This is a genomic window from Paenibacillus sp. Y568 (genome assembly GCF_059445545.1).
The window spans coordinates 42,000-54,398 of record NZ_JCAIUM010000015.1 but is presented as its reverse complement, the minus strand read 5'-3'; the positions used below and the strand labels follow the sequence as shown (position 1 = coordinate 54,398).

The 12,399-nt window shown below is 40.7% G+C and carries 10 protein-coding genes; 3 read left to right on the top strand and 7 right to left on the bottom strand.

The features are described 5' to 3' along the window. The first annotated feature begins 7 nt into the window (after positions 1-7). Entirely contained in the window at positions 8-1,231 is a 1,224-nt protein-coding gene (locus AC1D7X_RS19185) for an MFS transporter (RefSeq protein WP_495457471.1), read from the top strand. Positions 1,232-1,554: 323 nt separating this feature from the next. Beyond that, entirely contained in the window at positions 1,555-3,678 is a 2,124-nt protein-coding gene (gene ppk1, locus AC1D7X_RS19180) for a polyphosphate kinase 1 (protein ID WP_495457472.1), read from the top strand. Here ppk1 and AC1D7X_RS19175 read toward each other — a convergent pair. Both AC1D7X_RS19175 and AC1D7X_RS19170 read right to left on the bottom strand, forming a co-directional pair. Beyond that, complete coding sequence (locus AC1D7X_RS19175; protein WP_495457473.1) at positions 3,626-5,158, bottom strand: Ppx/GppA phosphatase family protein; 1,533 nt, start codon at positions 5,156-5,158, stop codon at positions 3,626-3,628. The two genes, ppk1 and AC1D7X_RS19175, sit on opposite strands and share 53 nt — an antisense overlap. 186 nt (positions 5,159-5,344) lie before the next feature. Beyond that, a complete protein-coding gene (locus AC1D7X_RS19170) occupies positions 5,345-5,962 on the bottom strand; it encodes a TetR/AcrR family transcriptional regulator (protein ID WP_495457474.1) in 618 nt (205 codons plus the stop codon). Positions 5,963-6,129: 167 nt separating this feature from the next. Between AC1D7X_RS19170 and AC1D7X_RS19165 the strand changes: the two genes are divergently transcribed. After that, complete coding sequence (locus AC1D7X_RS19165; RefSeq protein ID WP_495457475.1) at positions 6,130-7,320, top strand: YhgE/Pip domain-containing protein; 1,191 nt, start codon at positions 6,130-6,132, stop codon at positions 7,318-7,320. A 141-nt stretch (positions 7,321-7,461) separates the two neighbouring features. Here the strand turns inward: AC1D7X_RS19165 and AC1D7X_RS19160 are convergent, their stop codons facing one another. The 5 genes from AC1D7X_RS19160 to AC1D7X_RS19140 all read right to left on the bottom strand — a co-directional run bounded on the left by AC1D7X_RS19160 (position 7,462) and on the right by AC1D7X_RS19140 (position 12,290). Further along, positions 7,462-8,013, bottom strand: coding sequence for a YdhK family protein (locus AC1D7X_RS19160; RefSeq protein WP_495457476.1), 552 nt, complete (start codon positions 8,011-8,013; stop codon positions 7,462-7,464). Positions 8,014-8,118: 105 nt separating this feature from the next. After that, the gene (locus AC1D7X_RS19155) at positions 8,119-8,592 is read right to left on the bottom strand and encodes a hypothetical protein (RefSeq protein WP_495457477.1); all 474 of its coding nucleotides are present in this window, start codon (positions 8,590-8,592) and stop codon (positions 8,119-8,121) included. 94 nt (positions 8,593-8,686) lie between these two features. Then, on the bottom strand, positions 8,687-9,724 hold the full coding sequence (locus tag AC1D7X_RS19150; protein ID WP_495475952.1) for a GNAT family N-acetyltransferase: 1,038 nt from the start codon (positions 9,722-9,724) through the stop codon (positions 8,687-8,689). 345 nt (positions 9,725-10,069) lie between these two features. Next, entirely contained in the window at positions 10,070-11,698 is a 1,629-nt protein-coding gene (locus tag AC1D7X_RS19145) for a copper amine oxidase N-terminal domain-containing protein (protein WP_495475951.1), read from the bottom strand. Between the two features lie 109 nt (positions 11,699-11,807). After that, positions 11,808-12,290: a DUF5412 family protein gene (locus tag AC1D7X_RS19140; protein ID WP_495457480.1), complete on the bottom strand. Its 483-nt coding sequence runs from the start codon at positions 12,288-12,290 to the stop codon at positions 11,808-11,810. Between the last annotated feature and the right edge of the window lie 109 nt (positions 12,291-12,399).

Below are 12,399 nucleotides of genomic sequence, written 5' to 3'. Positions count from 1 at the left end.
ATGTTCCTTGGCAGGATCCAAGACTCAAGCAGCACCCATCGCTTCTACTGCATCGACCGTATATCCTATACTGTTTGCGATCAGTATTGTCCATCTATTGAACGACACGATGCAGTCAACCGTCTCCGCTCTTTTTCCAATCCTGAAGGATTCCATGAGTTTATCCTTTAGTCAGATTGGTCTAATAGCCTTCGCTATGAATATTACAGCTTCTCTTCTACAACCGGTTGTAGGAATGTTCGCAGATATTCGACCGCGCCCTTACATATTGCCTATTGGCGTATGTTTCACTTTGCTAGGTATCATCATGTTATCTATCGCTCCGAATTTCGCAATCGTATTACTCTCGGTTATATCTATCGGAATAGGATCGGCTGTATTCCATCCAGAATCATCTCGCGTTGCATTCTTGGCCAGTGGCGGGAAACGAGGGCTGTCACAGTCAATTTTCCAAGTTGGAGGTAATATTGGGAGTGCATTAGGCCCAATTATGACCGCCCTTATATTCGTCAAAATCGGTCAATTCGGTGTGATCTGGTTCACGACTGCAGCTGTAGTGGCTATTATTATCCAATATAAAGTAGCTCAATGGTACGGAAAGCAACCGTTACGCATAAAACCCGTTAAGACTAAGCCTTTGTCCACAGATGTCCGTCCAACCGGGTTAAGTCGCGCGCATGTCATATGGACGATTGTTATCTTAGTATTTCTCGTTTTTTCAAAAAATGTATACATGTCTAGCATCACTTCTTACTACACGTTCTTCTTAATTGAAACGCAAGGTGTAACCGTACAACATGCACAGTATTTCTTATTTGCATTCCTTGCAGCGGCAGCTGTGGGTACGTTTTTTGGGGGTCCTTTATCTGACCGATTTGGACGGAGAAATATTATATGGGTGTCCATATTAGGAACAGCCCCCTTCTCTATCGCACTTCCACACGTATCACTGGGATTAGCTGCAGTTATGAGTATTTGTGCAGGGTTCATTCTGTCCTCAGCTTTCTCGATCATCGTGGTATACGCTCAAGAATTAGTACCTGGTAAAATAGGTTTGATCTCCGGATTGTTCTTCGGCTTAGCATTTGGTCTTGGGGGATTAGGCTCAGCAGTCATGGGGAATATTGCGGATTTCACTAGCATCCCGTTCATCATGAACATCTCATCCTACTTACCTTTACTCGGTATACTAGCTGTATTTCTACCTAAAGATGAAGAACTCGGCAACTAAAATGAAGTTAAAAGAAAAGCTGGTAGTGCAAACCGATGATTCGGAATGCGCTGCCAGCTTTTCTTATATGGATAATGTCCTTTTGTGATGAACATGATAATATACATAAGATAAGACCTATAATTGAACTCGGCACTATTTCTAAAAAAAGATCTTCCGAACACTTGGTTAACATAATTATTATTATGTTAACCAATGCAAATCAGACGTACCTCTTCTACATTTATTTCATCATGAATATTATTTTTTTACACAGAATTTACAATTATATTGTAAGCTGAGAGTGATAGAAGACAATAATAACAAATTATGGCGGAGGAATTATGATCTCAGAAGAGAAATCCACACTTAAAAGTAACTTACCTACCCTATCATCTGCGTATTTGAATCGCGATCTAAGTTGGATTGAATTTAACAGACGTGTACTTCAGGAAGCTCAAGATACAGACACGCTTCTCTTAGAACGGGCTCATTTTCTAGCTATTGTATCTACAAATCTAGATGAGTTCATGAGTGTTCGTGTAGCAGGAATTCAAGATCAGATTAGAGCTGGGTATACAAAGAAAGACTTCACAGGCTACACGCCTTCGGGTCTCTATATGCGTCTTTTGAAAAAAGTATCTAAAATGATTAACGACCAGTACCGTACATTTCGTGATATCTCTAAATTGTTAACAAAAGAGGGTATTGTATTCTCTAGCTACAATGAATTGAATACCGTTCAAAAACAAGCCATGGATCAATATTATCAAGATATCATTTTCCCTGTATTAACTCCTATGGCAGTAGATCAGAGTCGCCCCTTTCCACTTGTTCATAGTCAATTTGTTTATTTATCTGTCGTACTTAGCCGTATAGGAAGTGTAGAAGAAGAACCCTATTTCGCAATCTTACAAATCCCATCCAACTTAGCGCGATGTATTCCTCTTCCTCATCGAACTAATAGTAAGAAACGCCAATTTATTTTTATAGAAGATCTAATTAAACGACATATTCACACACTATTTAGCGGTTATGCTCCAATAGCAGTTCATGAATTCCGCATTACACGTAACTCGGATCTAACGATTGACGAAGAAGGCGCCGAAGATCTATTAGAAGAGATTGAGAAGGAATTACGTAAACGTAGATGGGGATCACCCGTATGTATAGAAGTGGAGAAAGGGATGCATCCCTATGCCCTAAGTCAGCTCCAATATGAGTTTGAAATTAAAGACTTTATTTTTGAAATAGATGGTCCTCTGGATCTTAGCTTTCTACATAATTTCGCAGGATCTCTAAAGGGGTTCTCCCATTTAAGTAATCACCCTATTGAACCCGCATATCCGATGGAATTTGATGAGAATGAGGATTTTTTTGAAGTGCTACGAGAACGTGACGTCCTTGTATATCATCCATATGAATCCTTTGAGGCTGTTACCGATTTCATCATTCAAGCATCTGAAGATGAGCATGTGATGGCAATCAAAATGACATTGTATCGTGTCAGCGGCAATTCTCCGCTTATCCAAGCCTTAGCGACAGCTGCAGAATCCGGTAAACAGGTTACCGTTGTGGTGGAATTGAAGGCTAGATTTGATGAAGAACGTAATATCGCATGGGCTCGCAAGCTTGAGAAATCAGGATGCCACGTCGTATATGGTCTAATTGGGTTAAAAACACATGCCAAAATAACACTAATCGTAAGACAAGAAGATCATGGCTTGCAACGATACGTTCATGTAGGCACAGGAAATTACAACGACAGCACAGCCAAAGTATATACAGATTTGAGTCTATTCACTTCCAATCATGGCATTGGACTAGATGCTTCTGAGCTATTTAATCAAATGACGGGATACTCAACCAACAATGATTGGGAAGCCATAACTGTTGCACCGTCCAATATGAGTCAATCCCTCTTCAAACTGATTCGTAGAGAAGCCGAACATGCGGCTGCTGGTAGACCTGCACGAATTATTGCCAAGATGAATTCCTTATCGAATCAAGAGATGATCGACGAGTTATATGCTGCTTCACAGGCCGGTGTTCAGATCGACCTCATTATACGCGGTGTATGTTGCTTAAGACCTGGCGTTCCAGGATTAAGTGATCGAATCACAGTTCGGAGCATTGTTGACCGCTTTTTGGAACATTCTCGTATTTATTATTTTGAAAATGGTGGAACTTCAGAGGTATGGATCTCCAGCGCGGATTGGATGACTCGTAACTTAACTAGACGTATTGAACTGATGTGTCCGGTTTATGATCCTCACATCCTCACACTTGTCGCCCAAATCCTGCAATTGTCTCTTAAAGACAACGTTAAGTCTAGATTTCTACAACCTAGCGGTAGTTATGAATTCGCAGACGACAAAAAGGCTCCATTTAGGAGCCAGTCTGAGGCTATGAAGGTTAAGAAATGGAAGGGAAATCAATCTTCAATTTTAGATCCCATGCATTTTTAAATACTTTAACGGCATTATCCATCTCTTCTTGCTCAATCCATGTTTCTGTATCACTCTGAACCGTGAGATGTAGCGTCTTATTTCGAACCTCTGCATGAATTGATCTCACAGCTTGTGTCTCGCTTTGGTCGAGAGCAATGCATAGTTGCACTAAAGATCCTAACTTATGGATCCATACTTCGTCGGAAGGTAGTAATATGTCCTCATGTTCTTGGGACAGTTTCTGCTTCCGGCTTTTTGTGTTGTAAGAGGATATTAACGCACATAGAATGATCTCTCGATGCGTTAGTCCTCGAATAGAAGAATTCATAATCCAGTAATGGGTATGTCGGTTATACTGATAATAATTGATATGCCCACCAATGCGATACAACATAATCGATACGTATAAAAGCTTCTTATGCTCCTTCGTATCCCCCTCACCTTGCAAGGTTTCGTAGATCTCTTTGGATAATGTGTAGACATGCTCTAAGTGTGAACGTGATGCTTCCGCTTCAAAAGCTAATAATGTCTGAATGCTATACTCCAGTGTATTAGGTTTCACGGGTTGGGCGGGATTTAAGAAATCATGCAACATTCCCTCACGTAGACCTTCTCCACTAATTAGACAATGTTTAGCTTGGATATAATGATATACGGTATGTGCAATAATAAGTCCTGAAACAATGATATCCGTCCGGCTCTTAGACAAGCCATTTACAGTTTTACGTTTTTCTAGAGAAAGATGTGGAAGTGTATGAAATAGATGATTGATCGTATCTGTCTCTAACGCATAGCGATGTGAGGTCGGCATGGAATAATTGCAATGTTTCTGATCTATTTTACCGAGTGAACGGATCGTTCCACCTAGACCAAACAACGGTAACTCAGGTTTAGATTGCAACCACTTATGCTCATCAAGCATACTTAGCACATATGTACGAAGATTGAGAATTTGTTCCTCATTCCAATTACCATCGTTTCCGAACGTGACATTGGTATTCACCGCACCAAAAGGTAGAGATATACTTGTCTGATAACTTCGATTCTCAAACAATGTAATTTCCGTACTGCCCCCACCAATATCAACAATAAAGCCATCCTCTATATCAAAAGCATTAATGACACCTAGAAATCCGAAATAAGCCTCCTCTTTTCCTGAAATAAGCTTAATATCTATGGAAGATTCCTGTGATAGGAACGCAATAATTTCTTGAGAGTTACTAGCATTACGAATCGCTGCAGTTGCTCCCGCACGAATTCTGTCCACGCCAAACGTAGTACAGACCTTTCTGAATTGTTTGAGAATAGGTACTATGGATGCCATCTCATTCTTATCCAGAATTCCCTCTTCATTAACTTTCTCACTCAAACGAGCTGACTGTTTACATTCTTTAATAATCTTGTACCCTCCATCGGGTGTTGTATCATAAATAACCAGTCGGATGGAGTTGGAGCCAATGTCAATAATACCTATCCGGTACGGTTTATCTATTATCATTTATACTCCTATTCCTTGCTGAGTAGGCAACTTGTTATTATGAATATCTAAGTTAATAATATACCATATTTGTCCCTCTCGGTGTTGTTTTGCACTCCTACCACCGTCAACTATGTATGTTATACTGAAGCTCATAAAAAGGGATACTGACTTTTTCAATGTAGGTATCCCTTAGCTTTGTATTCCTTATTTTTTTAGACCCGCTGCACTGAAAGGACCATTAATAGCTATGGTAGATAAAATGCGTGCCATTTCCTTAGGCGATTCTTTTCTTCCGCTATGTAGCCATTGTTGGATAATCCCGATATGTGCAGAAGCTACATAAGATATCAAATATTGGCTAGGAACCAGTAATTTCTCCTTATCAAAAAGTTTAGTGGAGATATCTCCAAACAAGGTTTCCCACATGAACTCTTTTAGCCTTGACTGAAATGACAAATCTCCTTTTGGGCCTAAGACGGCTTTCATGAATCCGCTATTTTCATCCAGGTATTCAAAAATCAAAATGAGCAGATGAAAAGTAGCGGGAGTCGAGGAATTCGTTTCCATATCGGATAGAACATCAGGAAAATTATGTATGGCAATTCTGGACATGTCCTTCATTATCTCTTCTTCGCATTTAATCATTAAATCGAATTTGTCCTGATAGTGTGCATAAAATGTTCCTCTGTTAATTTTAGCAGTTGTAGTGATGTCTTTGACGGTCATCGCCTCGAACCCTTTCTCCTCAATCAATTTCACCAAAGCATCCCGAATCGATTGTTTAGTCCGAATCACACGTAAATCTGTACTATCTTCTCGCATACAACTTCCTCCCTAATATTTTTAACGACACATCCCGCGAATGTGTTCTTTAAGTAACACATCACCCGTTTTTGACCGTTGTCTTTAAACACATCAGTAATTATAATTTGCAATATAATAAACAACAGGTTGTTTGTTATTATAAACAATATTAAGGAGGATTGCATATGTTTAATATGTTTTTCAAAAACAGATTGTTAGTAATAGCACCCATTATTGCATTGGCTATCGTCTTTATCTTTTCGTTAACCTTATTTCCAACGGTCCAGCCGCAACCGAAAAAACTGCCGGTGGCCGTTGTAAATGAGGATCAGGGAGTAGAGATTCCGGGACAGTCCACTGTAAATATGGGGCAAACTATCATGGATATGGTGCAAACCGCTTCCGCGTCTGCCCCAGACGAAGACCCTGTAGTTAAATGGGTGGAAGTAGAAAGTACAACGGCAGTCCAAGAGGGGTTAGATGACCAAAAGTATTATGCAGCATTGGTAATCCCAAAGGATTTCAGTGCAAAACAAGTCTCATTAAGAACCGAAACGCCTTCTTCACCGGAATTACAGATATATGTCAATCAAGGTATGAATGCAGCCGCATCCAACATGGCGGCACAACTACTAAATGGCATGGTTGATAATATCAATAACAACGTCCGTACTCAATTACTCGATGGATTTAAAACACAAGGAGCGACTCTGACTGTAGAGCAGGCTTCCAGTATCGCAGTGCCTATTACAAAAACAGTCACCAATATAAATGAAGTTGGGAAGAATAGCGCAGGTGGCAACGCACCCATTTCATTATTCCAACCTCTATGGATTGCATGTCTGGCTAGTTCAGCCATTCTTTTCCTAGCAGTCAGCAAAATGCCGATGTTCACTCAAAAAGAAAAACTAGTTAGTAAGATTGGGCAGATAGTGATAGGTACGGTAGCAGCATTGGTCATTGGATTCGGTTTGACTTGGTTAGCCGAGGCAATGGTCGGGCTGAATATTCCGAATTTCATGGATACCGCTCTATTTTTAACAATTACAGCTTTTAGCTTCATCATGATGATTACAGCTGTTCTTTCATTGGTTGGAATCAAGGGCATCGCTCTTTTTGCCTTATTGCTATTCTTCGGAGCTCCTTTATTAGCAATGGCACCTGAGATGATGTCGCCTTTCTATCGGGATTGGATTTACTCTTGGCTACCGATGCGCTTTATGATTGAGGGGCTTCGTGAACTCTTTTACTTTGGTCAGGAATTGGCTTGGAACACAGCTCTTTCCGTCCTTGTCTGGATTATCGTGGTCAGTTTGATCGTTATCCTGCTTACTACCTTTCAACGTGCAAAATCAAAACAAGTAGCCAGCACTTAATAATACGTATAATGGAGATTTGTAAATGTAAAAACACTCTCAAACTTTCTCCTACATATTGATCTGTATACAAAGAATGGATAGAGTCATCAGAATATATCTGATTCCCTATCCATTCTTCTTTCTTCATGAATCCAATGATCACTTCGCAGCTGAAATCTCACTTTCAGTTACCCATTTATGATTAGTTACCTTGTCCCCACCCGTTGTCGGAGTGTAATCAACCATATATACAGTGGTCTGTTCAGCCGTATCAATGACAGCCGTTGCACCCATCATACCTTCCATATGATCTGCATTCATGATCACATCAGCATCTGGTTTATAAGGTTCGGCAGCAGCATCCTTTATATCTTCGTGAATAATCCATTTGTGATTACTTACTCGTTCTCCACCAGTTGTCGGAGTATACGAAACAGCATAAACTGTAGTGTCATAGGCACCTACGACGGTTGCCTTTGCACCCTCCATTCCTTCCATATGACCCGTTTTGATGATAACTTCACTTCCAACTTTATAGGTTGGATTCACGGCTTCCTTTAGACCCTTTGGAACTTCACTTGAACTTGAATGCGAACTGTGGTCCATGGGTGTCTCATTTACAGCGTTCTCTTTACCATTGTCATTTCCATTTCCACATGCACTTAAACTAATCGATGCTGCTAGCATAAGAAAAATCAATTGCTTCTTCATTTGATATGACCTCCGAATTCTTAGTTGTCCATATTCTACTGTATACCCATGGAACGTATAATTTCAAACAATAATTCATTATTTTTATCTAGATAAATGAAGTCATTACACCCAAGTGGTAAAGCGTTTTTGGACAAAGGGGATCCCATTACGCTCCGCCCATCTTGATAGTTCGGCTATCCCTTTATCTTCATCACCTTGAAATCGAAAACACAAATCAATGGGTACAATTTTATTACGAATTGGTTTAATTCCTATAACGGATTGGAACGTCCCTCTTACCATTACAGTCTTTATCTCTGACGCTTCAACTGTTCGTCCATTAATGAATAAGGAGTCTGGGTTGATTATCATGACCGTTGGTTTCATAAATAATCGATAGATTGGAATTGCCAACAAACCTAAACATACTAGAAACCATACACAACCAATATAAAATAGTACTCGATTACTATCATGGTCATACCTTCTTAACAAACTCATAAATATGACTAAGGAGATACTAATGCTTATAATTTGAAGAATCTCCGAAGGGTTCTTGATCTTAAAGTTACTACTTTGGATTTCAACTAGTCCCATCTTAGATACCTCCCTCTCATCTATCCATCTGTTACATCCACATGGATAACACCCGGCCCAATATCATATTATTCATTGCAGGGAAGGAATACCTCTATATTGTTCCGCGAAACTCTTCCTCAAGGATAGACATCTTAATCTCGTCATGAAATTCCCCATCTGAATAGAGGACATCTCGGAGTATCCCTTCGTGTTGAAATCCGATCTTCTCATATACATGAATCGCTCTTGGATTAAATGTATATACGCCCAGGTCGATTCGATGTAACTTCAACGTGTCGAAACCGTATCTAAGCATCAGCTTCATGGCTTCTGTTCCATATCCTTTGCCTGTATGTCGCGTATCTACACCAATCCGTATATTTGCACTTCGGTTCATCGAATCCATTTCGTTCAACACGACTTCACCGAGAAATTCACCCGTTTCCTTGGCCACAATGATGAAATCAGCACGATCATCGTTCATAACACCAATTTTTTTAATCCATGACATAATGTCATCTTGTGTAAAATCTCCCTGAGTCCCGGTAAATCGGTTGGATTCGGGCTCTTGTACAAAAGCATAATAATCCTCAAAGTCTGACTCACACGCCAAGCGTAGATCAATCGTATCCCCTTCAATTCTCACCTCTTTGCTTTGTTCATTTATATCATAATCTTCAGATCTTGCAGAAATTTCGTCCTCTGTGGGTTCCTCAAATCTAGTATCAAATAACAGTCTCATTTCTTCAGTTATATGATAAACATTCGAGTTACTATCGGTTATAGCTTCATTACGCATCTGTAATTGTTTCTTCGTCTGTATTTCTGGTGTGTTTATGTAATGTAGTTCAGTCGTTATTCCTTTATCCACGAAGTGTTGTTTCACTTCGATTCTTTCTGCCTTACTCCAAAAACCAAAGTCTACAACCACGTTCACACCTATGGATACTAACTCATCTGCAAGATTGTATAAATAATCCATACTTTTACGCTGAATGAATTGATGTTGGTCTCCCAATTGTTCATCAAAAAGCGATAGCATTAAATCATCACATGATAGAATCATCGCCTGATAACGTTCTTTCAATTTCTTGGCATAAGTGCTCTTCCCGCTCCCCACTTTACCACAAAGCATGTATACAGTTGCCATGTTACGTTCACTCCTATTTGTAAGCTAATTTATATGATATAGATAATATTACCATAAAATCCGTCATGTTACGTCACTCCGTGCGCTGGGAGTTACCCGCGGTGCGAAATCCCTGTAGCCGCATGCCATCCCGGCACATCCATTTGGCCTAAACCGCGTAGAGAAATCCGTTATCGGAGAGCAAGAATGGCAATATTATAATCCGAATTTCTCGGATGCCCTATAGATGCAGGTTTTGGATTCCCCCTCTAAATTGGCCACAAAAAAACAAGCCGGACCAATCTCGGCTTGTTTAGGCGATCGTTTATCCGGAGTACTGTACGGTTCCAACATTCCAGCTCATTCTTAATTAGGCACTACTTTCAGGCTCTCAAATTCCTTGATCATTTGAGCATCGGCAAGAAATATGTTTTTTCCTCCAAGCTCGGAACCCATGGCCAGCCTATCCCCGGATGCTCTGTAAATGCTGACCGAATCGTCGGTAGAAAAATTCACTGACATTCCATGGAAGAACGTCACCGGAAATGTCCGGGGTAGCGTAACTTCAACGCCATCTGTGGTGATTTTCTTGAGGATGCGGCAAACCGTGCGGATCCCTTCCTGATCCTGCTTATTCGTTCCGATCAGCGGTTTATATATCAGATCCCCGTCCTGAATATCTACAGACACGACCGTATCGATAGAGCATGAGGATGCCATCTCCTGAAAGCTTCGCTCCTTGGGAAGCGCCTTTCGTTCTTCTTCATAAGACGGTCGTTCGTAGGACAGTCGTTCTGATTGGCCGTTGTTATTTGGGAACGGACTGTCATATCCGAAATCCAAAACGCCGTGCCCCACGTCCCCGGCAAAGTTCAGTGAATCCCCAGGGTAAGGCGTCTGGTTATCATGAGCATATGCCAAATCTTTTCCCGTAAGGAGCTTATCTGCTAGGATCACAGTAGAGTTGTCCTTCAGGTCGATAAGTGACAGCAAGCCGCTGCGATTAGGTCGGACTACCAGAAAGTCGGTATCCACAGCCTGAACCCCGAACACGTCGTCTTGCTGGGTCAGCTGTGGTAGATCATACGTTGAGACGACTTTCCCTTCATCGTTATATACCCACACGATCTTGCCGTCAGTTAGCACCGCATGTTGAATCCAGCCATTCGGATCATAGACTTGATAATCCGACGCATTAGACTCATACCGCTGGTCATAAGACGCATGCTTCTGCTCGACGATCTGGTTATCACGGATCAGAAGAGTGTAGACTTCATAATGGGGTTGAGGACTTGCATAACTATCCACTAATGTCAGCACCGTATTCTTACCATGCCTGCTAGGGCCCTCAACTGAAACCGCTCCCTGCAACTGCGCTTCCAGCTTGCCTATGGAAAGTACATCGGACTGTTCGCCTTTGCCCATATACAGGTCACGGGTCGTACGATTCAACCATATCGCCAATGGGTTCAGCTCGAGGTAATCGTTCGGCTTCGTTATGCGTACGTTATGTGTGGTCGCCTCCCATTTAACTTCCGCTCCAATAGCTTCTGAGAAAAAGCGCATCGGTACATACACACGACCACCAACCATTCGGAGGGGTGTGGACAGAGAGACTCGCTGCCCATTTACGGATGCGCTGGTTGAGCCGAAGGGAACTTTAACCGTGAGTTCCGGATACCTCATCGTCACCGTTTTGGCCTGTGTGTTCCAGGCCACCAAGGTTCCGAGCAGTTCCCCGATATCCCGGAAAGGCAGATAAACCACACCTTCGTCTAGGAAAGGAGGCGTATTCGTCTTCACTACTTTTTCGTTAATCGTGATGTTAATGTCACTTTTTACAGATGTAGCGGGCGCTTCGGATTTGTCTGCGCTTACGGGTAGCGCGATGACAAATGCTACAGCCGTGGCCAGAAGCGTCGCAGGTAGAAATGAAGACCATCGTAATGTGAAGCGCATCTCGCAGGAAAACTTGGTTTTTAGGTTTTTAATCATCTGTTCATTTCTCCTTTAAGGTAGTTTTAAAAAAATAATTAATGCATTCATTCGTTTTTCGATATCTTCCAGTTGGTCAACATTTACTAACTTCTCATATCCCGTTAGTTCAAAAACCAAGTAGTTTAAAAATAAGAGGCACCTTAATGTCCTCCGCTTTATAGCAGTTTTCGAATTTCCCTTTAAGTAATAGACTTCGGCAGGCAGCTCCGGATTCTTCATATATATCCGTATTTACATTCAAATCAATGTTTCTATAATCATTATATTTTGGACTTTCATTTTTTATTGAAAGGATGTCTGAAGATTTCCAAGTTATCGAAAAATCATCTTTATGGTTACTAGAATATACCTTTTTCTTTTCTCCAGTCTGAGTCTGTTCGACCTCGACAATATAAATTACTCCACCTGCTGCACCGCCATAATTTAAATAATATGAGCTAGCTTCAAATTTACCATCAGGTGATTCTATGGGACCTAGAAATAATGTTGCGTTATCAAGGCTTTTAAAATTATAAAAGTACCTATTATATCCAATGAACAGTAATATACTAAAAATCAATAGTGAAATAATAATATATCTTTTTTTCATACAAAACCTCCGGTGCTCACTGGTCTAAAATAATTTCTTTATTTACAATATCTTACACAGTATTCTTATCTTAACCGAAACATTAGCGGTAATTTAAAATTAGGAGACA